We start from the raw sequence: 24,083 nt of genomic DNA, 5'->3' as shown, positions 1-24,083 counted from the left end.
GTCCCCTGGTCACCGGCCGAACGGCCGCTCGCCGTCCGGCGGCTTGTCCACGGCCGCCGGCCCCCGCCCCCGGCTCGCTCAGGTCCGCTTGCGGAAGCGGGCCACCGCGAGCGGGGCGAAGATCGCGGTCGAGGCGGCGGACCAGATCAGCACGATCATCACCGGGTGGGCCACCGCCCCCTCGCCGTTGAGCAGTGCCCGGGAGGCGTCGGCCAGCGCGGACAGCGGGTTGACCTTGGTGAAGGCCTGGAGCCACCCCGGCATGGTGCTGGTCGGCGCGAAGATCGAGCTGCCGAACTGCATCGGCATCAGGACCAGCATGGAGACGCCCTGGACGGCCTGGGCGCTGCGCAGCGACATGCCCAGCAGCATCGAGATCCAGACGATCGACATGCCGAACACCAGCGACAGGCCGATCGCGGCCAGCAGCTCCGGGACGCCGGTCTTCAGCTCGAAGCCGAGGATGAAGGCGAAGGCCAGCAGGATGACGGAGGAGAGCAGCGCCCGCAGCGTCTCCGCCACGATCTTGGCGAGCAGGACGGACGCCCGGCCGATCGGCAGGGTCCGGAAGCGGTCCATCACCCCGGTCTGGAAGTCGGTGTTCAGGCCGGTGCCGACGGCCAGTGCCAGCGTCATGCCGGTCTGTCCGAGCAGTCCGGGGATCATGAACTGCTTGTAGTGGTCCTGGTCCCCGGCGAAGATGGCGCCGCCGAAGACGTAGACGAACAGCACGGTGAAGACGATCGGCATCAGCACGGCGTCGAACATCGACTCCGGGTCGGCCTTGATCCGCATCAGGTTGCGGCGGGTCAGCGCGCCGATGTGGCGCAGGGTGGCGGCCGGGCCGATCCGGGTTTCGTCGGTGTCCGCGGCCCGGGCGGGGGCGAGCGTGGCGGTGGTCATGCGACGGGCTCCTTGACGAGGTCGGCGGCGGGCGCGGTGGCCGCGTCGGCGGTGGGCTTGCCGGTGATGGCGAGGAAGACCTCGTCCAGGCTGGGCACCTTGGTGTCGATGCCGGCGATCGCGAAGCCGCGCCCGCCGAGCACCCCGATCACGGCGGTGAGCTGCGCCTCGTCGACGAGCGGCACCGCGAGCAGGCCGTCGTCGGGGGAGAAGGTGGCGGAGGTGATCCCGTTCTCGTGCAGGCAGCGGGCCATCTCCGGCAGCTCGGCCGGGTGGGCGGGGCGGACCTGGAGTATCTGGCCGCCGACCTTGGCCTTGAGCTCGGCGACGCCGCCGTTGGCGATCACCTTGCCCCGGTCGATGACGGTCAGCTCCTGGGCGAGCTGCTCGGCCTCCTCCATGTACTGGGTGGTCAGCAGCACGGTGCTGCCCTCGGAGACCATCCGCTGCACCTCGTCCCAGACCTCGTTGCGGGTGCGCGGGTCCAGGCCGGTGGTGGGCTCGTCCAGGTAGAGCACCCGGGGGCGGCCCATCATGCTGGCGGCCAGGTCGAGGCGGCGGCGCATGCCGCCGGAGTAGGTCTTGGCGGTCCGCTTGGCGGCCTCGGTGAGCGAGAAGCGCTCCAGCAGCTCGGTGGCCCGGGCCTTGGACTCGCGGCCGGAGAGGTCGAGCAGCCGGCCGATCAGGTAGAGGTTCTCGTAGCCGGAGAGCAGCTCGTCCACGGAGGCGTACTGGCCGGTCAGGCCGATGGTGCGGCGCAGCTGCTTGGGCTGGCGCAGGACGTCGTAGCCGCCGACGAACGCGGTGCCCGCGTCCGGCTTGATCAGCGTGGAGAGGACCCGTACCAGGGTGGTCTTGCCGGCGCCGTTGGGGCCGAGCAGGGCGAGGACGGTGCCTTCGCGGACGGTGAGGTCGACGCCGTCCAGGGCCTTGGTGGTGCCGAAGCGCTTGACGATGCCGTGGACCTCGACGGCGTTCCCGGCTGTTCCCCGCGTGTTCGGGGCGGTCGCGATTCCTGTCATGCCCCCAAGGCTGCCCGCCCCGGCTGTCAGCCCCCTGTCGCGCGGCCAGCCCCACTGCCAGACCGCTGTCAGCGGGCTGTCACCACGTCGCGGAGGCGCACCCACACATCATTTCGGCACCATGGAAAAGATTTTGAATCAGTGGCGCCTCCTCGATCGAGGAGGCTCACGCGCACACGATCAAGCTCCCCGTCTGGCATCGTGAGCAGGATCTCGAACTGGCCGAGCAGTACGTCCGCGCGGCCGTCAAGATCAGCGACCATCACAAGGAGCTGCTGTGACCGTCACCTCCCCCGAGTTCGTGGCCGGCCTGGCGGCCGACGCCGAAGCCGCCGGCATCACCGGCTTCGTCGCCGCCGCCGTGATCAATCACGACGGCCGGGTCCTGCTCGTGCGGCGCAACCCCGACGACTACATGGGCGGGATGTGGGAGATCCCCTCCGGAACGGTCGAGACCGGGGAGACGATCCTGGACGCGATGTACCGGGAGACCGCCGAGGAGACCGGCCTGACCGTCGACCAGGTCACCGGCTACATCGGGCACTTCGACTACCGGAACAGCCGCGGTGGCACGACCCGCCAGTTCAACTTCGCGGTCACCGTGGAGAAGACCGAACCGGTCGTCCTCACCGAACACGACGCCCACCGGTGGGCACTCCCCACCGAGCTGCCCGAGGTCAGCGACGCGGTCCGCAAGCTGATCGCCCGTTGAGGCGGTGAGAGTGTGGCGGGGGCCTCGGATTCCCCGAGGCCCCCGCCACACCGCGGCCGGGATGACCTGCTGCGGCTCAAGGGGGTGACTGCCGATGCGCTGCCGACTCCCTGTGCGGCAGCAAGCGTCAGTGGAAGCTGTGCTCCGCCGCCGGGAAGGCGCCGGAGCGGACGTCCTCCGCGTAGGCGCGGGCGGCCTCGCCGAGGACGCCGCGCAGGTCGGCGTACTTCTTGACGAACTTGGGCACCCGGCCCGCGGTCATGCCGGCCATGTCGGTCCAGACCAGCACCTGGGCGTCGGTCTCCGGGCCGCCGCCGATGCCGACGGTCGGGATCGCCAGCTGCTCGGTGACCTGGGCGGCCAGCTCGGCCGGGACGGCCTCCAGCACCACGGAGAAGGCGCCGGCCTGCTGCACGGCCTTGGCGTCGCGGAGCAGCTGGTGGGCCGCCTCGTCGCCGCGGCCCTGGACCGGGTAGCCGCCGAAGGCGTGGACGGACTGCGGGGTGAGGCCGATGTGGGCCATCACCGGGATGCCGGCCTCGACCAGCAGCTCGATCGAGCGGGCGCTGCGCTCGCCGCCCTCCAGCTTGACCGCGCCGACCCCGGCCTCCTTCATCAGCCGGGCCGCGTTGTGCATGGCCTGCGCGGGCGACTCCTGGTACGAGCCGAACGGCAGGTCGGCGACGATCATGGCGCGCTGGGTGCCGCGGACGACGGCGGCGCTGAGCATCACCATCTGGTCCATGGTCACCGGCACGGTGGTCTCGTAGCCGAGGTGGCAGTTGCCGGCCGAGTCGCCGACGAGGAGGACGGGGATCCCGGCCTCGTCGAAGACGCCCGCGGTGAGGGCGTCGTAGGCGGTGAGCATCGCCCACTTCTCGCCGCGCGGCTTGGCGGCGGCGAGGTCGCGGACGGTGACGCGGCGGTTGGTGACCCCGCCGTAGAGCGTGGCGGTCGACGCCTGGTTCTGGGCAGGCGAAGGCGAAGAAGCGTTCATCGAACGGGCTCCTGAAGGGTTGTCGTCTCGTGGCGCCGTACGGCGTCCCCGGATCACCTCCATGCTTGCACGCCCCGGCGTGAGCGCAAAGAGGGGTGCGGTCGGCGGGGTGCGATCCACGCCACACCGGCTCCCCGCGCCCGTCGGGCTTTGCCTCCTTTTTGCGAAACGGAGTCGTCTCGTATCGTATTGGCCGCTACTCTGGTGCGGGGGGTTACGAGACGTGAACGACTCGCAAATGCCCGCCAGTGCCACGCCAACACGGACGGGAAGACCAATGACCACCGCAGCCGCGCCACCCCGCGTGCCGGAAGCCATCCACCGCCGGCGCTGGGCGATCCTGAGCACCCTGGTGCTCGCCCTGCTCGTCGTCGTGCTCGACAACTCGATCCTCAACGTCGCGATGAAGACCATCGCGACCCCCGCCCCGGTCGGACTGGGTGCCACCCAGAGCGACCTGGAATGGGCGATCAACTCCTACACCCTGGTGTTCGCCGGGCTGCTCTTCACCTCGGGCCTGCTCGGCGACCGCTTCGGCCGCAAGCGCGCCCTGCTGGCCGGGATGGTGGTCTTCGGCATCGCCTCCCTGCTGTCCTCGATGGCCGCCTCGCCCGGTGAACTCGTCGGCTACCGCGCCCTGATGGGCGTCGGCGGCGCGCTCGCGATGCCGGCCACGCTGGCCATCATCATGAACGTCTTCGAGCGCGAGGAGCAGCCCAAGGCGATCGGCATCTGGGCCGGCGCGGTCGGCCTGGCCATCGCCATCGGCCCGATCACCGGCGGTGTGCTGATCGAGCACTTCTGGTGGGGCTCGGTCTTCCTGGTCAACGTGCCGATCGTGATCGTCGCGGTGATCGCGATGGCGGTCCTGGTGCCCGAGTCCAAGGACCCGAACCCGGGCCGGATGGACCCGGTCGGCGTACTGCTGTCGATCATCGGCCTGGTCGCGCTGATCTACGGCATCATCAAGGGCGGCGAGCTGGCCGACTTCACCGCGTTCGAGGCCTGGGGTCCGACCCTGCTCGGCGTCCTCGCGCTGGTCGCCTTCGTCTGGTTCGAGCGCCGCACGGCGTTCCCCGCGCTGGACGTCACCTGGTTCCGCAACAAGGTGTTCAGCGCCTCGGTGGTGGTCGTCGCGGTGATCTTCTTCGCGCTGATGGGCGTCTCCTTCTTCGGCGTCTTCTACACCCAGAGCGTGCGCGGCTACAGCGCCCTGCAGGCCGGTCTGCTGATGCTCCCGCTGGCCGCCGCCCAGCTGCTGTTCGCCCCCCGGGCCCGGCTGGTGGTCGACCGCCTCGGGGTCGCCGCCACCGCCGCGGGCGGCATGGTGCTGGTCGCGCTCGGCTTCGTCGGCTACATCGTGCTGACCGCGACCACTCCGATCTGGGTGCTGATCGTGCTCGGCCTGGTGATGGGCGCCGGCATGGCCCACGTCATGCCGCCGGTCACCGTCGCGATCATGGGCTCGCTGCCCCGCGAGAAGGCCGGGGCCGGCTCGGCCGTCAACAACACCTTCCGCCAGGTCGGCGGCTCGCTCGGGGTCGCCGTGCTCGGCGCGGTGCTCTCCACCGTCTACCGCGACGGGATGACCGGGCCGCTGCACCAGCTGCCCCAGGCCGTGCAGGAGAAGGCCGGGGCGAACCTGGACAAGGCCGGCGAGTCGCTGGAGTCCACCCGGGCCTTCATCGACCACGTCCCGGGGGGCCTGGCCGACGGCCTGATCGGTCCGGCGAACGACGCCTTCATCCACGCCATGCACGTGGTGGCCGCGCTCTCGGTCGGCATCTCGCTCATCGGCGCACTGGTCGCCTGGTTCCTGCTCCCGCGCCGCGCCGCCGCCGGAGCCCCCGGCGGCCCGGGCGGGCAGGTGCCCGACCGGCAGGACCAGTCCCGGACGGCCGCGGCCGCCTGACCTGCGGACGGCTGAGCGACAATGGCCCTGCCGGCCGGTACGTCCGGCCGGCGGGGCCTCGGTCCGGGTGGGGGCGACCCCTCCCCGGGCCGGACCGGCGGACCCACCGCGGCGCCTGCGCGCCCGGAACCCAGCGAGGGAGAGGCAGCGGGGATGAAGACGGACGCGCCGAGCGCCGGCACCGGGCAGGCCTGTGCGGCGGTACGCCGCGGCCGGCCCCGCAGCGAGGCCGCCGAGCAGGCCATCTTCACCGCCGTCGAGGACCTGATGGCCGGCGGCAAGTCGCTGTCCGAACTCACCATCGAGGGCATCGCCACCGCCGCCGGCGTCGGCAAGGCGACCATCTACCGGCGCTGGCCCAACAAGGAGGCCCTGCTGGTCGACGTGGTCGGCCGGCTGGAGGAGCCGATCCCGGCCCCCACCGGCCGCGGCGCCCGCGAGGACCTGATCGCGATGGTCGACTACATCCGCCGGCGGGGCCTGGCCAAGCGCACCCGCTGGGTGCTCAAGGCGGCGCTCGGGCAGATGCAGGCCCTGCCGGAGCTGCACAACGCGTACCGGGAGCGGGTGATCAGGCCTCGCCGCGAGGTCGGGATCCTCGCGGTCCGGCAGGCCGTCGCCGAGGGCCTGATCCGCGACGACCTCGACGTGGACCTGCTCGCCGACCTGCTGATGGGGCCGATCCTCTACCGCAGCATCCTCTCGGACGACACCGACCTGGAGGACCCGGACCTGTCCCGCCGGCTGGTCGACTCCGTGCTCCAGGGCATCGCGCGCCGCTGAGGTTCACTCCTTCGTGTCCGACGTGGCCTGGCTCACCAAAGCGGGCCACGCCGGAACCCGCTCCCGGGGCCGCGCGTCTGTCCCGGCATAGGCTGAGCCGGGTATCCGATCAAACCGGCACCAGTCCGGCGCCGCGCCCGTACCCCCACGGACCGGACACCGGGCCGGCGACGGCACGAGCGACGGGAGCCACGGCATGGCGCAGGCGGACAGCACCGAACGGACCACGGCCCGTGGCGGTGCGGGCGCGGCGGCCGGCCGTACCGGCGGCTTCCTCGGCCTGCGGCACTGGGGGCGGGACGCCCGCGGCTCCGGCACCTGGCGGCGCGGGCTGCTGATCGCCCTGCTGGCCCTGCTCACCGGCGTGCTGCTGGGCTGCCACGCCCAGGTGCCCAACAGCGTCGGCAACCTCGGCAGCCTGCTGGAGACCTTCCTGCCCTGGGTGGGCCTGGCCGTCCCGGTGCTGCTGGTGCCCGCGCTGCTGCGCCGCTCCGCCACCGCGCTGCTCGCCCTGCTGGTGCCCGCCGTGCTGTGGGTCAACCTGTTCGGCGGGCTGGTGTCCGACAAGAGCGGCGGCCAGGGCGACTGGACGGTGGTCAGCCACAACGTCGAGGCGGGCAACACCGACGTGCCGGGCACCATCCGGGGCCTGGTGGCCTCGGGCGCCCAGATCGTCGCCCTCCAGGAGCTGGCCGGCAACCAGCTGCGGACCTACGAGACCGGTCTCGCCGGGGCGTACCCGTACCACACCGTGGAGGGCACGGTCGGGCTCTGGTCGAAGTACCCGATCGGCGACGTCTCCCCGGTGGACCTGAAGATCGGCTGGACCAGGGCCTTCCGGGCCCACGTCACCACCCCGCAGGGCCCGCTCGCGGTGTACGTCGCCCACCTGCCGTCCGTCCGGCTCAAGGCCGAGAGCGGGTTCACCGTCCACCAGCGGGACGTCAGCGCCCAGGCGCTCGGCGACGCGATCGAGGCCGAGCCGGTGAAGAAGGTCCTGCTGCTCGGCGACCTCAACGGCACCATGAACGACCGCAGCCTGGCGCCGGTCACCTCGCAGATGCGCTCGGCCCAGGGCGCGGCCGGGGACGGCTTCGGCTTCAGCTGGCCCGCGGCCTTCCCGATGGCGCGGATCGACCAGATCATGAGCAAGGGCGGGCTCAAGCCGGTGGACTCCCGCACCCTGCCCCGGGACGGCAGCGACCACCTCGCGGTGGCCGCCACCTACCGGTACTCCTCGTAGCCGGGCCGCTCCTGGTTCAGCCGCGGCGCCAGCGGTTGGTGATCGGCAGCCGGCGGTCCCGCCCGAAGTTCTTGACCGAGATCTTCGGGCCCGGCGGGTACTGGCGCCGCTTGTACTCCGCGGTGTCGACCAGCCGGACCACCCGGTCCACCACGGCCGGGTCGAAGCCCGCCGCGACGATCGCGTCCCGGCCCTCGTCGCCCTCGATGTAGCGGTCCAGCACGCTGTCCAGCAGGTCGTAGTCGGGCAGCGAGTCGCTGTCCACCTGGTCCGGCCGCAGCTCGGCGGACGGCGGCTTGCTGATCGTGTTCTCCGGGATCGGCGGCACCTCGCCGCGCCGCCCGGCCTCCTCGTTGCGCCAACGGGCGAGGCGGAAGACCAGCGACTTGTAGACGTCCTTGATCGGGCCGTAGGCGCCCACCGAGTCGCCGTACAGGGTCGAGTAGCCGACCGCCAGCTCGCTCTTGTTGCCGGGCGCGAGCACGATGTGCCCCTCCTGGTTGGAGATCGCCATCAGCAGGGTGCCGCGCAGCCGGGACTGCAGGTTCTCCTCGGCCAGACCGGTCAGTTCGACGGCGCCCAGGTAGGCGTCGAACATCGGGGCGATGGAGACGGTCCGGAAGTGCAGCCCGGTGCGGCGGGCCAGCTCGGCCGCGTCGTCCCGGGAGTGCTGGGAGGAGTAGCGGCTGGGCATCGAGACGCAGTGCACGTTCCCGGCGCCGAGCGCATCCACCGCGATCGCGGCCACCAGCGCCGAGTCGATGCCGCCGGAGAGCCCGATCAGCACCGACCGGAAGCCGTTCTTGACCACGTACGCCCGGGTGCCGGAGACCAGTGCGGCCCAGATCTCGGCCTCGTCGGACAGCCGCGGCGCGATGCCGGCGGCGGCGGGCGGGCCGGCCGGGACCGGGGCCGGTTCGTCGCCCAGCTCGGTCCGGACCAGGTGCAGCCCGTCGCTCAGCAGCAGGCCGTCGGTGTGGTCGCTGCTCGCGGCCGGCAGGTCGAGGTCGAGCAGCACCAGGTGCTCCTCGAACTGCGGTGCGCGGGCCAGGACTTCGCCGTCCGCGCCGACCACGATCGAGTCGCCGTCGAAGACCAGCTCGTCCTGGCCGCCGACCATGTTGACGTACGCCAGGGTGCAGCCGGCCTCGGTCGCGCGCCGCCGTACCAGCTCCAGCCGCTGGTCGTCCTTGTTCCGCTCGTACGGGGAGCCGTTGACCACCAGCAGCAGTCCGGCCCCGGCCTCGCGGGCGGCGGTGACCCGGCCGCCGTCCTGCCAGATGTCCTCGCAGATCGCCAGCGCCACGTCCACCCCGTGCAGCCGCAGCACCGGCAGCTGGTCGCCGGGGACGAACCAGCGGAACTCGTCGAAGACGCCGTAGTTGGGCAGGTGGTGCTTGGCGAAGCGGGTGACCACCTCGCCCCGGTGCAGCACCGCGGCGCAGTTCTGCGGCGAGCCGGCCGGGCGGCCGAAGCGCGGCGAGGCGTGCTCGGAGCGCCCGAGGTAGCCGACCACCACCGGCACCTCGCCCAGCCCGTCGTCGGCCAGCCGGCCCGCCAGCTCCACCAGGGCGCCGCGCGAGGCCTCGACGAAGGAGCCGCGCAGCGCGAGGTCCTCGACCGGGTAGCCGGTCAGGGCCATCTCGGGGAACGCGACCAGCTGGGCGCCGGCCTCCACGGCCTGCTTGGTCCAGCGCACCACCTCATCGCTGTTGCGGGCGAGGTCACCGACCCAGGGGTCGATCTGGCTCAGGGCGAGACGGAGATTGGGCATGCTCGAAGTCTAATCGTCTAACTGACGCAATGTCCCGCGCGGGCGCGCATACCGGGGGTCGGCCCTGCCGCATCGCGCGGTGATCGGCCATGATGGGGGCAATCGCTCCGGGAGGTCGTTCGGGGGCCTTCCGGGCGTAACACGAGCGTAAAGAGCAGAGGTGAGACTGTCCCCATGGGCAAGCAGCAGCAGTTCGTGCTTCGGACGCTCGAAGAGCGTGACATCCGGTTCGTCCGGCTGTGGTTCACCGATGTGCTCGGGTTCCTCAAGTCGGTCGCGGTGGCGCCGGCCGAGTTGGAACAGGCCTTCGAGGAGGGCATCGGGTTCGACGGCTCGGCGATCGAGGGATTCGCCCGGGTGTACGAGTCCGACATGATCGCCAAGCCGGATCCGACCACCTTCCAGATCCTGCCGTGGCGCTCGGAGACCCCGGGCACCGCCCGGATGTTCTGCGACATCCTGATGCCGGACGGCTCGCCCTCCTACGCCGACCCCAGGTTCGTGCTCAAGCGCACCCTGGAGAAGGCCTCCGATCTGGGCTTCACCTTCTACACCCACCCCGAGATCGAGTTCTTCCTGCTGAAGAACCTGCCCGGCGACGGCACCGCGCCGATCCCCGCCGACCAGTCCGGCTACTTCGACCACACCCCGCGCGGGGTGGGCCACGACTTCCGCCGCCAGGCGATCACCATGCTGGAGTCGATGGGCATCTCGGTCGAGTTCTCGCACCACGAGGGCGCCCCCGGCCAGCAGGAGATCGACCTGCGCTACGCCGACGCGCTGTCCACCGCCGACAACATCATGACCTTCCGCCTGGTCATGAAGGAGGTCGCGCTGGAGCAGGGCGTGCACGCGAGCTTCATGCCCAAGCCGTTCTCCGAGCACCCCGGCAGCGGCATGCACACCCACGTCTCGCTGTTCGAGGGCGACCGCAACGCCTTCCACGAGTCCGGCGCCGAGTACCAGCTCTCCAAGGTCGGCAGATCGTTCATCGCCGGCCTGCTGCGGCACGCCGCCGAGACGGCCGCCGTCACCAACCAGTGGGTGAACTCCTACAAGCGGATCTGGGGCGGCTCCCAGCGCACCGCCGGCGCCGGCGGCGAGGCCCCCTCGTACATCTGCTGGGGCCACAACAACCGCTCGGCGCTGATCCGGGTGCCGATGTACAAGCCGGGCAAGCAGGGCTCCACCCGGATCGAGGTCCGCTCCCTGGACACCGGCTGCAACCCGTACCTCGCCTACGCCGTCACCCTCGCCGCCGGCCTCAAGGGCATCGAGGAGGGCTACGAGCTCCCGCCCGGCGCCGACGACGACGTGTGGGCGCTGACCGACTCCGAGCGCCGCGCCCTCGGCATCCAGCCGATGCCGCAGAACCTCGGCGAGGCCATCGACCTGATGCAGCGCAGCGAACTGGTCGCCGAGACCCTGGGCGAGCACGTCTTCGACTTCTTCCTGCGCAACAAGCGCCAGGAGTGGGAGGAGTACCGCTCCGAGGTCACCCCGTTCGAGCTGCGCAAGAACCTCCAGGTGCTCTGAGCAGCGGGTCCCGACCCCTCCGGCCCCGCCGTCGCCCGCCCGGGCCGCGGCGGGGCCGTCGTCACGGGGGCGGTCCGCCCGACGGTCACGTCCGGCGCGGGGCCGCGCGGGCGCGTAACCTGCCTGCGGGGGCGGGTCCATTGGCGGACGGACGGAGGGGCCGATGGCGGTGGAGGAGCAGCGGGCCGGGAGCAGGGTCAGCCGGCCCGAGATCAGGCTGGTGCGGCGGGGCTTCACCGATCCCGCCAAGGCGGTCCGGCTGTTGGAGGGCCCCGGGCTCGAGGGCCTGGCCGACGACCCGGTGCTGCTGGACGCGCTCGGCGCCACCGCCGACCCCGACCTTGCGCTGCTGGGCCTGGCCCGGCTGCTGGAGGCCGCCGACCAGGCCGAGCGGCACACCCTGCGCGACACCCTGACCACGTCCAAGCCGCTGCGCGACCGGCTGCTCGGCGTGCTCGGCGTCTCCACCGCGCTCGCCGACCACCTGGCCCGGCACCCGCACGACTGGCACGTGCTGGTCACCTTCGAGCTGCGCGACATGCACCCCGGGCCGGCGGACTTCCGCCGTGCCCTCGCCGAGGGCGTCCGGGGCGGTGACCGCAGCCCGGAGAACGCGCTGCGGGTCGCCTACCGGCGCTGCCTGCTGGCCATCGCCGCCCGTGACCTCACCGGCACCACCGACCTCGCCCAGACCGCCGCCGAACTCGCCGACCTGGCCGGCGCCACCCTGCAGACCGCCCTGGACCTCGCCGCCGAGCAGGACCCGGAGGCCGCCGCGGCCTGCCGGCTCGCGGTGATCGGGATGGGCAAGTGCGGCGGCCGCGAGCTCAACTACGTCTCCGACGTGGACGTCATCTTCGTCGCCGAACCGCGCGAGGGCGTGGACGAGCAGGCGGCGGTGCGGGCCGCCACCCGGCTGGCCGCCGCGCTCACCCGGCTCTGCTCGGACACCACCGGCGAGGGCACCATCTGGCCGGTGGACGCCAACCTGCGCCCGGAGGGCCGCAACGGCCCGCTGGTGCGCACCCTGGCCAGCCACCTCGCCTACTACCAGCGCTGGGCCAAGACCTGGGAGTTCCAGGCGCTGCTCAAGGCCCGTCCGGTCGCCGGGGACGCCGAGCTCGGCGCCGCGTACGTCGAGGCGCTCGCCCCGATGGTCTGGCAGGCCGCCGCCCGGGAGAACTTCGTCACCGACGTGCAGCAGATGCGCCGCCGGGTGATCGACTCCATCCCGGCCCCCGAGGTCGACCGCCAGCTCAAGCTCGGCCCGGGCGGGCTGCGCGACGTCGAGTTCTCCGTCCAGCTGCTCCAGCTGGTGCACGGCCGCACCGACCCGGCGCTGCGCAGCGGCAACACCCTGGAGGCGCTGGCCGCGCTCTCCCGCGGCGGGTACGTCGGCCGGGCGGACGCCGTCTCGCTGGACACCGCCTACCGCTTCCTGCGCTCGCTGGAGCACCGCATCCAGCTGCACCGGCTGCGCCGCACCCACCTGATGCCCACCGCCGAGGAGGACCAGCGCCGCCTCGCCCGCTCGCTCGCCGCGCTGATCAACGACGACGCCCGCTCCGACCCGGTGGCCGCGCTGCAGCGCGAGTGGAAGCGGCACGCGGTGGAGGTGCGGCGGCTGCACGAGAAGCTGTTCTACCGGCCGCTGCTCGACGCCGTCGCCGAACTGCCGACCGGCGCCGCCGGGTTGACCCCGGACGCGGCCCGGGCCCGGCTGGAGGCGCTCGGCTACGCCGACCCGGCCGCCGCCCTGCGGCACATCAGCGCGCTCGCCTCCGGGGTCAGTCGCAAGGCCGCGATCCAGCGCACCCTGCTGCCGGTGCTGCTCGGCTGGTTCGCCGAGTCCGCCGACCCGGACGCCGGGCTGCTCAACTTCCGCCTGGTCTCCGACGCGCTCGGCCGCACCCCCTGGTACCTGCGGCTGCTGCGGGACGAGAGCGCCGCCGCCGAGCAGCTGGCCCGGGTGCTGTCGGCCGGCCGGCTCGCCCCCGACCTGCTGCTGCGCGCCCCCGAGGCGGTGGCCATGCTGGGCGAGCCGCAGGGCCCGGTGCCGCGCGGCCGGGCGGCCCTGCAGTCGGAGATACTGGCCGCCGTCGGCCGGGCCGGGTCCACCGCCGCCGCGGTGGCGGCCGCCCGCTCGGTGCGCCGCCGGGAGCTGTTCCGCACGGCCGCCGCGGACGTGCTCGGCCGGCTCGGGGACGACCCGGCCGAGGCGCTGGACGTCGCCGGGGAGGCGCTCACCGCGCTCAACGCCGCCACCCTGGAAGGCGCGCTGCGCGCCTGCGTGGCGGGCTGGGAGGCCGAGCACGGGGACCTGCCGACCCGGATCGCGGTGATCGCGATGGGTCGCTTCGGCGGCCACGAGCTGGGCTACGGCTCGGACGCGGACGTGCTCTTCGTCCACGAGCCGCTGCTCGGCTCGCTGGAGCAGGAGGCCGCCAAGGCCGCCCAGGCGGTCTGCAACGAGCTGCGCACCCTGCTGGCCGCGCCGTCCACCGAGCCGCCGCTGCTGGTCGACGCCGACCTGCGGCCGGAGGGGCGCAGTGGCCCGCTGGTGCGCACCCTGGCCTCGTACGCGGCGTACTACCGGCGCTGGTCGCACGCCTGGGAGAGCCAGGCGCTGCTGCGGGCCGAGCCGGTGGCCGGGGACGAGGAGCTGGGCACCCGGTTCCGGCAGCTGATCGACCCGCTGCGCTACCCGGGCACCGGGGTTCCGGAGCGGGACCTGGTGGAGATCCGCCGGATCAAGGCGCGGATCGAGGCCGAGCGGTTGCCGCGCGGCGCCGACCCGACCACCCACACCAAGATCGGCCGGGGCGGGCTGGCGGACGTGGAGTGGACGGTGCAGCTGCTCCAGCTGCAGCACGGGCACGAGGTGCCGGGCCTGCGGACCACCCGCACCAGGGCCGCGCTGGCGGCCGCCGTCGCGGCCGGGCTGGTGCGGCCGGCCGACGCGGAGGTGCTGGAGGCGGCGTGGGTGCTGGCCTCCCGGGTGCGCTCCGCGGTGATGTTGGTGCGCGGGCGGCCGGGGGACAGCTTCCCGGGGGAGGCCCGGGAGCTGGCCGGGGTGGCCCGCTACCTCGGGTACGGCGCCGGGCACAGCGGGGAGCTGGTGGACGACTACCGGCGCACCACCCGACGGGCCCGGGCGGTGGTGGACCGGCTGTTCTACGGGGCAGGCTGACCGGAGACGCCGACTGACCGGAGACGCGAGAGGGGCCCCCGCCAGGCGGGGGCCCCTCTCGCGTTCACGGACTAGCGGCGGGCGCTGCTGGCCGCCGGTTCGCTCCACTGCTCCGGAACGGTGACCGGCTCCTCGGCCTGCTCCCGGGAGGGCACCTGCGGCAGCTTGTAGACCCACTCGTGGTAGAGCCAGCGGGCGGCCAGGAAGCCGACCGCCAGGCAGATCTCGCCGCCGACGGCGTCCATCCAGAAGTGGTTGGCGGTCGAGATGATGACCACCAGGGTGGCCGCCGGGTACATCAGTCCGAGTACCCGGACCCAGGTTCGGCGGGCCAGGAAGAAGATCGTCAGACCGCACCACATCGACCAGCCGATGTGCATCGAGGGCATCGCCGCGTACAGGTTGGAGACGTGCGCGGCGGGCCCGGAGGCGAACGAGCCCCAGGTGTGGTGGGCCTGCACGGTGTCGATGAAGCCGCCGTCGGTCATCAGCCGCGGCGGGGCCAGCGGGAAGAAGTAGAAGCCGACCAGGGCGATCCCGGTGGTGACGAACAGCACCGTGCGGGCGGCGACGTAGCGGCCGGGGTGGCTGCGGTAGAGCCAGACCAGCACACCGATGGTGATGATGAAGTGCAGCGTCGCGTAGTAGTAGTTCATCCCGGTGATGAGCCACCCCACGCTGTCCACGGCGTGGTTGATGGAGCGCTCGACCGCGATGCCGAGGTCCTTCTCCAGGTCCCAGATCCAGCGTGCGTGCTTCTGGGCTATCGCTTCCTGCTCCGGGACGGCGTTGCGCACGATCGAGTAGAGCCAGTAGCTGATCCCGATCAGGGCGAGCTCGAACCAGATCCGCGGTCGGGCCGGTGAGCGCCGCTGGTCCCGGATGCGGCCGCGCAGGGCGGCGGTGCGGGACTGGGCGGCACGGGTGGCTCCTTCGGGCAGTCGGGCCGCGCTGGGCCTGGTCGCCTCGGAACCGCCACCGTGGGCCGCGTCGGCGCGCCGGGCGTCGGCTCGCTGGATCTCGGTCGGTTCCCCCATGGACGAGAAGTCTGCCAGACCGCTTGTAGCCGTCTGCTCATCCTCTGGAAGTGGATTCTTCACCGGTTGTCCCCCTCCAGGGGTAGGGGGCGGATCCCACCGGGGTAGGGGGTGCGATCTGATCTGGGGGTTACCGGTGGGACGGACATACGTCCCATTGTCACGCGCTCGGCCGTCCGGACGTAACCGGGGTCCTCGGGCGGGCCGGTGGCCTGGATTTTCCCGGCACGAAACGCTTTCTGCATCTTGCTGAAACATATTGCAGGCCGCTAGCTTCCTGGGAAATCGATCGCCCCTTCCCCTAAGGGAGCCCTCAGTGGCCGATACGCCGCTCCGCCCCCGACGGAGCACCGCCCGACGGAGCCCCGGCCGTCGCGGCCCCGCCCGCAGACCCGGCCGCACGGCCGTCCTGCTGGCCGCCGCGCTGACCGCCGCCACCCTCGGCAGCGCCCCCGCGGCCCTCGCCGCCGCCCCGCCGGCCCCGCCCTCGGACGCCGCCCTGGCGGCCACCGCCGGGCGGCACGACCTCACCCGCGAGCAGTTCTACTTCGTCCTGCCCGACCGCTTCGCCAACGGCGACACCGCCAACGACACCGGGGGCATCACCGGCGGACGGCTGGACAACGGCCTCGACCCGACCGACAAGGGCTTCTACCACGGCGGCGACCTGGCCGGCCTGATCCAGAAGCTCGACTACGTCCAGAACCTCGGCACCACCGCGATCTGGCTCGCCCCGATCTTCAAGAACAAGCCGGTGCAGGGCAGCGGGGCCGACGCGTCGGCCGGCTACCACGGGTACTGGATCACCGACTTCACCCAGGTCGACCCGCACTTCGGCACCAACGAGCAGCTCAAGGAGCTGATAGCCAAGGCGCACGCGCGCGGCATGAAGGTCTTCTTCGACGTCATCACCAACCACACCGCCGATGTCGTCGACTACGCCGAGCAGCAGCACGCCTACCGCTCCACCGGCGCCTACCCGACCCTCGACGCGGACGGCAACCCGGTCGACGAGACCGCGATCGCCGACGCGCGGGCCCCCTGGCCGAAGACCACCAAGGACTCCTTCCCCTACACCCCGGTCTTCCGCACCCCGGCCGACGCGACCGCCAAGAGCCCGTCCTGGCTCAACGACCCGGCGCTGTACCACAACCGGGGCGACTCGACCTTCGTCGGCGAGTCCGCCACCGAGGGCGACTTCAACGGCCTGGACGACCTCGACACCCAGAACCCCCGGGTGGTCAAGGGCTTCGAGCAGGTCTACCAGCAGTGGGTCGAGGACACCGGGGTGGACGGCTTCCGGATCGACACCGTCAAGCACGTCGACATGGCCTTCTGGCAGCAGTGGGCGCCCGCGCTCAAGGACTTCGCCGCCAAGCAGGGCAACAAGAAGTTCTTCATGTTCGGCGAGGTCTACTCCGGCGACCCCGCCGTCACCTCGCCCTACGTCACCAAGGGCAAGCTCCAGGCCACCCTGGACTTCCCGTTCCAGGGCGCGGCCCGCTCCTACGTCTCCCAGGGCGGCTCGGCGCAGAACCTCGCCGACGTGTACGGCCAGGACTACCGCTACACCAGCGCCGACGGCGACGCCTACGAGCTGCCGACCTTCCTCGGCAACCACGACATGGGCCGCTTCGGCTCCTTCCTGCTCGCCGACAACCCCGGCGCCGACGACGCCGTACTGCTGAAGAAGGAGCGGCTCGGCAACGAGCTGCAGTTCCTCACCCGCGGCCAGCCCGTCGTCTACTACGGCGACGAGCAGGGCTTCACCGGCGCGGGCGGCGACAAGGACGCCCGGCAGGACATGTTCGCCTCCAGGACGCCCTCGTACAACGCCGACCGGGTGCTCGGCGGCCCCTCCGGACCGGCCGACCGCTACGGGCAGGGCGGCGAGCTCTACCAGGGCATCGCCGGGCTGGCCGCTCTGCGCCGCGACAACCCGGCGCTCGCCGACGGCGCGCAGATCCAGCGCTACGCCGCCGACGGCGCGGGCGTGTACGCCTTCTCCCGGATCGACGCCGGGCAGCAGGTCGAGTACCTGGTGGCGGTCAACAACGCCACCGAGGCGAAGACCGTCACGCTGGACACCTTCTCGGCGGGGATGGGCTTCGACCCGATCTACCCCGCGCCCGGACCGCGGCTCACCAGCGGCGCCGACCGCAAGGTGACCGTCACCGTCCCGGCGCTGTCCTCGGTGGTGCTCAAGGCGGGGGCCAGGCTCGCCGCCGCCTCCAAGACCAGTGCCGCGCCGCAGCTGTCGGTGCAACCGCCGGCGGACGGTTCGACCGGGCTCGTGACGATCGGGGCGAAGGCGGACGGCGGCGGCTTCAACCGTGTGACGTTCGCCGCGCAGACCGGCAACGGGCCGTGGCAGACGCTCGGCACCGCCGACACCGGGACGTCCGGCTCCGACGGCCGAAGGCTCTTCGCAGTCACCCAGGACCTGAGCGCCGCCGCCCCCGGCACGGTCGTCCGCTACAAGGCCGTCGTCCAGGACTCCAGCGGCCACCTGCGCTCCGCCACCGCGAGCTTCACCACCGGCACCCCCGCCCCCAAGCCGGTGCCCACCGCCGGCGCCCGCCCGTACGCCGTCGTCCACTACAACCGGCCGGACGGGAACTACGACGGCTGGAACCTGTACGCCTGGGGCGACCTCGCCGACGGCGAGGGCACCACCTGGCCGGCCGGGCACCCCTTCACCGGGCGGGACGCGTACGGTGCCTTCGCGTACGTGCGGCTCAAGCCCGGCGCCTCCGACCTGGGCTTCATCGTGGAGCGGAACGGCGTCAAGGACGTGGACGCCGACCGCCACCTCGACCTGGGTGCCACCGGCGAAGTGTGGTTGAAGCAGGGCGACCCGGCCGTCCGCACCACCAACCCCGGCCCGACGAGCACCCCGCCCGCCGGCACCGCCGTCATCCACTACAACCGGGCCGACGGCAGCTACGACGGCTGGGGCCTGCACGACTGGACCGGCGCCGCCACCCCCACCGACTGGGGCAAGCCGCTGCTGCCGGCGCGCCGCGACGCCTTCGGTGCCGTCTTCGAGGTGCCGCTCGCCCCCGGGGCGACCAGCCTCAGCTACATCCTGCACAACGGCAACGACAAGGACCTGCCCGCCGACCAGTCGCTGGACTTCGCCGTCAACGGCAGGGAGGTGTGGATCGTCGGCGGCCGCGAGGGCTACCTGTTGCCGCAGAACCCGGCCGCCGCCTCGCAGTTGGACCTGGGCAGCGCCAAGGCCCAGTGGATCGACGCACGGACCGTCGTCGTCCCGGCGAACTACGGTGCCACCGACCAGGCCCTGGCCGGCGGCACCAGCGCCCAGCTGGTCTACGACCCCGAGGGCGGCATCCGCGCCGACAAGGGCGTGCTGACCAAGCCCGGGAAGTGGATCCGTCTCACCCCCGTCGCGGGCGGGCTGACCGACGCCCAGAAGGCGAAGTACCCGCACCTGGCGGGCTACCGGGCCTTCACCGTGGACGCCCGGGACACCGCGCGCGTCCCGGCGGCGCTGCGCGGCCAGCTGCTGTTCACCGAACACCTGCCCAGCGGCGCCGTACTGGCCGGCACCGGGGTCCAGACCCCGGGCGTGCTGGACGACCAGTACGCCCGCCGCACCGGCAAGGTGGACTTCGGCCCGGCCTACTACGACGGCAAGGTCGCGCTCTCGCTCTGGGCGCCGACCGCGCAGCAGGTGTCCGTCCAGGTCTTCGACAGCGCCACCGGGGGCACCCCGAGGACGCTGCCGCTGAAGCTGGACGACGAGACCGGCGTGTGGGAAGTCGTCCGGGACAAGAAGGAGTTGGACGGCAAGTACTACCTGTACCAGGTGAAGGTCTGGGCGCCCTCGGTGCAGCAGCTGGTGGTCAACACCGTCACCGACCCGTACTCGGTGGCGCTCGCCACCGACTCCAAGCGCAGCCTGGTCGCCGACCTGGACGCCAAGGAGCTCAAGCCGCCGGGCTGGGACGACCAGGCCCGCCCGCAGGCCGTCCCGCCCGCGCAGCAGCAGATCCAGGAACTCCACGTCCGGGACTTCTCGGTGGAGGACACCACCGTCCCGGCCGCCGAGCGCGGCACCTACCTGGCGTTCACCGAGTCGGACTCGGCCGGGATGAAGCACCTGCGGGACCTCGCCAAGGCCGGGGTGACCACGGTCCACCTGCTGCCGACCTTCGACATCGCCACCATCCACGAGAACCGGGCGGACCAGAAGCTGCCCGCCTGCGACCTCAAGTCCCTTCCCCCGGACGGCCCGAAGCAGCAGGAGTGCGTGGCGGCCGTCGCCGCCGACGACGCCTACAACTGGGGCTACGACCCGCTGCACTACAACGTGCCGGAGGGCTCGTACGCGACCGACCCGAACGGGACCGCGCGGACCGTCCAGTTCCGGCGGATGGTCCAGGCGATGCACGCGGCCGGACTGCGGGTGGTGCTGGACGTGGTCTACAACCACACCGCCGCCGCCGGCCAGGCCGACCACTCGGTGCTCGACAAGGTGGTGCCCGGCTACTACCAGCGGCTGGACGCCGACGGCAAGGTGACCACGGACAGCTGCTGCGCCGACACCGCGCCCGAACACGCCATGATGAACCGGCTGGTGGTCGACTCGGTGACGCTGTGGGCCCGGGAGTACCAGGTCGACGGCTTCCGCTTCGACCTGATGGGCCTGGACCCGAAGTCCACCATGCTGGACGTGCAGGCGGCGCTGCGGAGGATGACGCCCGAGTCGGACGGCGTGGACGGCAAGAACGTCTTCCTCTACGGCGAGGGCTGGAACTTCGGCACCGTCGCGAACAACGCCCGGTTCGAGCAGGCCACCCAGGCCAACATGGCCGGCACCGGCATCGCCACCTTCGACGACCGGCTCCGCGACGCCGCCCGCGGCGGCAACTTCATGCTCGGCTCGGCGCCGCAGCAGGGCTTCGCCTCGGGCCTGTACACCGACCCCAACGGCTCGGCCGCGAACGGCGGTCCGCAGGAGCAGAAGGCCCGGCTGCTGCACCAGATGGACCAGCTGAAGGTCGGGCTCACCGGAAACCTGGCCGGCTACTCCTTCACCGACAGCTCGGGGAAGGCCGTCACCGGCGCCCAGGTCGACTACAACGGCTCCCCGACCGGGTACGCGGCGAAGCCGGGCGAGGCGGTGGAGTACGTGGACGCCCACGACAACACCGACCTGTTCGACGCGCTCGCGTACAAGCTGCCGACCACCACCGCGCCCGCCGACCGGGCCCGGATGCAGGCGCTCGGGCTGTCGCTGACCGCGCTCACCCAGGGTGCGGGCTTCGCCCAGGCCGGCAGCGACCTGCTGCGCTCCAAGTCGCTGGACTCCAACTCCTACGACTCGGGCGACTGGTTCAACGCGATCCACTGGGACGCCTCGCAGGGCAACGGCTGGGGCCGCGGCCTGCCGCCGGCCAAGGACAACCAGGAGCTCTGGCCGACCGCCGGGCCGCTGCTGGCGAACCCGCGGCTGACGGTGGGGGCGGCCGACATCCGGGCGACCGGCGCGCAGTTCCAGGAGTTCCTGCGGATCAAGCAGTCCTCGCCGCTGTTCTCGCTGCCGACCCTGGCCGAGGTCCAGCAGCGGCTGTCGTACCCGCTCTCCGGCACGCCCGGTGAGACGCCCGGGGTGATCACCCTGCACCTGGACGGCACCGGGCTGGCCGGGGCGGCGAAGGGCGTCACGGTGGTCTTCAACGCCACGCCCGCCGCGCAGGCGCAGACCGTGGCCGCGCTGAAGGGGACGAGCCAGGCACTGCACCCCGTTCAGGCGGGCGGGGTGGACCGGGTGGTGCAGCAGTCCGGCTTCGACCCCGCGACCGGGACGTTCACCGTGCCGGGTCGCACCGTGGCGGTGTTCGTGCAGGGTTGATCCCGCTGCTCACGCCGGCCCCGACCCCCGGGCCCCGCGCCGCCGTTCGGGCGGCGCGGGGCCCGGTTCCGTTCCGGCCGGGGAATGGCCGGAAACCGGCGGTGGCACGGCCGGAACTGTGACGTGCCGCCCGGAGGCGGCGCTGCCGGGCACCCGCCGGGGCGGGGGGCGGCCCTGACCGCTGGTCAGTCACCTCCGGTGGTGATCGAACTTTGCCGGGGGCATGAAAACCGTGTTCAAGACTTCGTCATGCTGTAACACAACTGACTAAGCGTTGTGCATACGGTTTCGGTAAATAATCGGCCAATCAGTGGCATGCATCTGTCATTAACGGCGCGTTTGCTGCCACGATTCCTCCGGCTGCAGACGAGGGGGCCCCACCCCCCGGTGCAGCTGCCCCAGTTCAGGTGCAGCGCGTCCCGACCTGCGAACGAACCCCTGCACGACGTGCGAGCACGGCAGAGCACCGCAGAGCACCGCACCGCAGAGCACGGCAGAGCACCGCAACGCACGGCAACCGCACCCCCGTTGCACCCGACGGGGGCCCCCACTGCGCCGCAACCGCGGCCCAGGTTCTGTCCACCGCGCACGCCGGGTCGATCCACTCGGCACGCCGGTCGGAGAAGGAGTCCGCATGTCACGTCACGCCCACGTCCGGAAGGCGGCGGTCGTCATGGCCGCCACCACCGCGCTGCTGGTCACCGGCATACCGGTGATCGCGCAGGCGGCCCCGGACGCGCCGACCGCCGTCGCCACCCAGCAGGCCAGCCGGGCCGCGCTGATCGCCTCGGCGAACCAGCAGACCACCTCCCTGGCCCAGGCGCTCGGCCTGGACGGCAAGGAGCAGCTGGTCACCAAGGACGTCGTCCAGGACGCCAACGGCGGTCGTCACCTGCGGTACGAGCGCACCTACGCCGGACTCCCCGTCCTCGGCGGCGACCTGATCGTCCACCAGGACTCCGCCGGCGCCACCAAGAGCGTGACCAAGGCCAGCGAGGCCAACCTCGCCGGCGTCGACACGACCCCCGCCGTGGCCGCGCCGAAGGCCCAGGAGGCCGCGCTCGCCGCCGAGCAGGGTTCCGTGGACGCCGCCCCGCGCCTGGTCGTCTGGGCCTCCGGTGGTACCCCGAAGCTCGCCTGGGAGACGGTCGTCAACGGCCAGGAGTCGGACGGTACCCCGAGCAAGCTGCACGTCGTCACCGACGCCAAGACCGGCGCGGTGCTCAGCAAGGCCGACGGCATCCAGCGCGGTTCCGGCACCGGCGTGTTCGTCGGCACCGTCCCGCTGACCACCACCCAGAGCGGCTCGCAGTACCAGCTCAAGGACACCACCCGCGGCGGCCAGTACACCACCGACATGGCCAACGGCACGTCCGGCAACGGCACGCTGTTCGCCAAGTCGACCGACACCTGGGGCAACGGTCAGGCCAGCAACCGCGAGTCCGCCGCCGTCGACGCCCAGTACGGCGCCGCCGCCACCTGGGACTTCTACAAGAACACCTTCGGCCGCAGCGGCATCCGCAACGACGGTGTCGGCGCCTTCAGCCGCGTCCACTACGACACCAACTACACCAACGCGTTCTGGGACGACAGCTGCTTCTGCATGACCTACGGTGACGGCTCGGGCGACACCCACCCGCTCACCGAGATCGACGTCTCCGGCCACGAGATGAGCCACGGTGTCACCGCCGCCACCGCCGCCCTGAACTACTCGGGCGAGTCCGGCGGCCTCAACGAGGCCACCTCCGACATCATGGGCACCGGCGTCGAGTGGTACGCCAACCTGGCCTCCAACCCGCCGAACTACTGGATCGGCGAGCTGATCAACCTCAACGGCAACGGCACGCCGCTGCGCTACATGGACAAGCCGTCCAAGGACGGCACCTCGGCCGACTCCTGGTACTCGGGCGTCGGCAACCTGGACGTGCACTACTCGTCCGGCGTGGCCAACCACTTCTTCTACCTGCTGTCCGAGGGCAGCGGCGCGAAGACCATCAACGGCTTCAACTACAACAGCCCGACGGTCAACAACATCACCGTCTCCGGCATCGGCCGCGACAAGGCGCTGCAGGTCTGGTACAAGGCGCTGACCGCCTACATGACCTCCACCACCGACTACGCCGCCGCCCGCACCGCGACCCTGAACGCGGCCACCGACCTGTACGGCGCCAACGGCGCCGAGTACAACGCGGTCGCCACCGCCTGGGCCGCCGTGAACGTCGGCTCGCTGCCCAACCCGGGCGGGGTCAGCGTCACCAGCCCGGGCAACCAGTCCACCGCGGTGGGCGGCTCGGTCAACCTGCAGATCAAGGCCTCGGGCGGGACGGCTCCGCTGTCCTACTCGGCCACCGGGCTGCCGGCCGGCCTGGCCATCAACGCCAACACCGGTGTGATCACCGGCTCCCCGACCGCCGCGGGCAGCTCCAACGTGACCGTCACGGTGAAGGACTCGGCCGGCAAGTCCGGCACCACCAGCTTCACCTGGACGGTCACCGGCGGTGGCGGCGGCTCCTGCACCCCGGCCCAGCTGCTCGGCAACCAGGGCTTCGAGACCGGCACGGCGGCGCCGTGGACGGCCACCAGCGGTGTGATCGACAACGGTTCCTCCGAGCCGGCCCACAGCGGCAGCTGGAAGGCCTACCTGGACGGCTACGGCAGCACCCACACCGACACGCTGTCCCAGACGGTCTCCATCCCGGCGGGCTGCAAGGCGACGCTGAGCTTCTGGCTGCACATCGACACCGCCGAGACCGGCACCACGGCGTACGACAAGCTGACCGTGTCGGTGAACGGCACCACGCTGAAGACCTACTCCAACGTGGACGCCGCGGCCGGCTACCAGCAGCGCACCTTCGACCTCTCCGCCTACGCGGGCCAGACGGTCACCCTGAAGTTCACCGGCACCGAGGACTCCTCGCTGCAGACCAGCTTCGTGATCGACGACACCTCGATCCAGACCGGCTGAGGTCGCACCGGCTCCTGAGGGACCGGTGAAACCAGGGCAGGTGAACCAGGACAGGTGAACCAGGACAGGCAAGGGGCTCGGCGGCTACGGCTGCCGGGCCCCTTGTCGTGCTCCGGTTCGCGTCGATG

Annotated in this window: 13 protein-coding genes; 8 read left to right on the top strand and 5 right to left on the bottom strand. The window is 72.1% G+C overall.

The genetic code is table 11. The features are described from left to right. Positions 1 to 78: 78 nt before the first annotated feature. On the bottom strand, positions 79 to 903 hold the full coding sequence (locus tag ABTY61_RS10820) for an ABC transporter permease (protein ID WP_350504619.1): 825 nt from the start codon (positions 901 to 903) through the stop codon (positions 79 to 81). Then, entirely contained in the window at positions 900 to 1,925 is a 1,026-nt protein-coding gene (locus ABTY61_RS10815) for an ATP-binding cassette domain-containing protein (protein ID WP_350504618.1), read from the bottom strand. Before ABTY61_RS10815 ends, ABTY61_RS10820 begins: the two co-directional genes overlap by 4 nt. A gap of 277 nt (positions 1,926 to 2,202) precedes the next feature. Between ABTY61_RS10815 and ABTY61_RS10810 the strand changes: the two genes are divergently transcribed. Further along, positions 2,203 to 2,637: an NUDIX hydrolase gene (locus ABTY61_RS10810; RefSeq protein WP_350504617.1), complete on the top strand. Its 435-nt coding sequence runs from the start codon at positions 2,203 to 2,205 to the stop codon at positions 2,635 to 2,637. A gap of 127 nt (positions 2,638 to 2,764) precedes the next feature. On the opposite strand, the gene panB is transcribed toward ABTY61_RS10810, so the two are convergent. Beyond that, positions 2,765 to 3,634 carry a 3-methyl-2-oxobutanoate hydroxymethyltransferase gene (gene panB / locus ABTY61_RS10805; protein WP_350504616.1) on the bottom strand — a complete coding sequence of 290 codons (870 nt, stop codon included), beginning with the start codon at positions 3,632 to 3,634 and terminating at the stop codon, positions 2,765 to 2,767. A gap of 277 nt (positions 3,635 to 3,911) precedes the next feature. Between panB and ABTY61_RS10800 the strand changes: the two genes are divergently transcribed. From ABTY61_RS10800 to ABTY61_RS10790, 3 genes are all read left to right on the top strand, one after another. Continuing rightward, complete coding sequence (locus tag ABTY61_RS10800) at positions 3,912 to 5,546, top strand: MFS transporter (RefSeq protein WP_350504615.1); 1,635 nt, start codon at positions 3,912 to 3,914, stop codon at positions 5,544 to 5,546. Between the two features lie 153 nt (positions 5,547 to 5,699). Next, positions 5,700 to 6,329 carry a TetR/AcrR family transcriptional regulator gene (locus tag ABTY61_RS10795; RefSeq protein ID WP_350504614.1) on the top strand — a complete coding sequence of 210 codons (630 nt, stop codon included), beginning with the start codon at positions 5,700 to 5,702 and terminating at the stop codon, positions 6,327 to 6,329. A 196-nt stretch (positions 6,330 to 6,525) separates the two neighbouring features. Then, complete coding sequence (locus ABTY61_RS10790; RefSeq protein ID WP_350504613.1) at positions 6,526 to 7,572, top strand: endonuclease/exonuclease/phosphatase family protein; 1,047 nt, start codon at positions 6,526 to 6,528, stop codon at positions 7,570 to 7,572. 16 nt (positions 7,573 to 7,588) lie between these two features. On the opposite strand, the gene ABTY61_RS10785 is transcribed toward ABTY61_RS10790, so the two are convergent. Further along, complete coding sequence (locus ABTY61_RS10785) at positions 7,589 to 9,346, bottom strand: NAD+ synthase (RefSeq protein ID WP_350504612.1); 1,758 nt, start codon at positions 9,344 to 9,346, stop codon at positions 7,589 to 7,591. A 174-nt stretch (positions 9,347 to 9,520) separates the two neighbouring features. Here ABTY61_RS10785 and glnA2 point away from each other — a divergent pair, with 174 nt between their 5' ends. Together glnA2 and ABTY61_RS10775 are read left to right on the top strand one after the other, a co-directional pair. After that, positions 9,521 to 10,882, top strand: coding sequence for a gamma-glutamylpolyamine synthetase GlnA2 (glnA2, locus tag ABTY61_RS10780; RefSeq protein ID WP_030282630.1), 1,362 nt, complete (start codon positions 9,521 to 9,523; stop codon positions 10,880 to 10,882). Between the two features lie 163 nt (positions 10,883 to 11,045). Continuing rightward, positions 11,046 to 14,072: a bifunctional [glutamine synthetase] adenylyltransferase/[glutamine synthetase]-adenylyl-L-tyrosine phosphorylase gene (locus ABTY61_RS10775; protein WP_350504611.1), complete on the top strand. Its 3,027-nt coding sequence runs from the start codon at positions 11,046 to 11,048 to the stop codon at positions 14,070 to 14,072. A 71-nt stretch (positions 14,073 to 14,143) separates the two neighbouring features. On the opposite strand, the gene ABTY61_RS10770 is transcribed toward ABTY61_RS10775, so the two are convergent. After that, positions 14,144 to 15,109, bottom strand: a complete 966-nt coding sequence (locus ABTY61_RS10770; RefSeq protein ID WP_350504610.1) for a phosphatase PAP2 family protein — start codon at positions 15,107 to 15,109, stop codon at positions 14,144 to 14,146. A 316-nt stretch (positions 15,110 to 15,425) separates the two neighbouring features. Here ABTY61_RS10770 and pulA point away from each other — a divergent pair, with 316 nt between their 5' ends. Then, positions 15,426 to 20,990 (top strand): pullulanase-type alpha-1,6-glucosidase, encoded by a 5,565-nt coding sequence (gene pulA / locus ABTY61_RS10765; RefSeq protein ID WP_350504609.1) that lies wholly within the window; start codon positions 15,426 to 15,428, stop codon positions 20,988 to 20,990. A gap of 634 nt (positions 20,991 to 21,624) precedes the next feature. Beyond that, positions 21,625 to 23,955 (top strand): M4 family metallopeptidase, encoded by a 2,331-nt coding sequence (locus tag ABTY61_RS10760; RefSeq protein ID WP_350504608.1) that lies wholly within the window; start codon positions 21,625 to 21,627, stop codon positions 23,953 to 23,955. Positions 23,956 to 24,083: the final 128 nt, after the last annotated feature.

The organism is Kitasatospora sp. NPDC096128, assembly GCF_040303105.1.
Taxonomy (GTDB): Bacteria; Actinomycetota; Actinomycetes; order Streptomycetales; family Streptomycetaceae; genus Kitasatospora.
The sequence above is the reverse complement of the archived record's forward strand: the minus strand, read 5'-3'. Positions and strand labels throughout refer to the sequence as shown.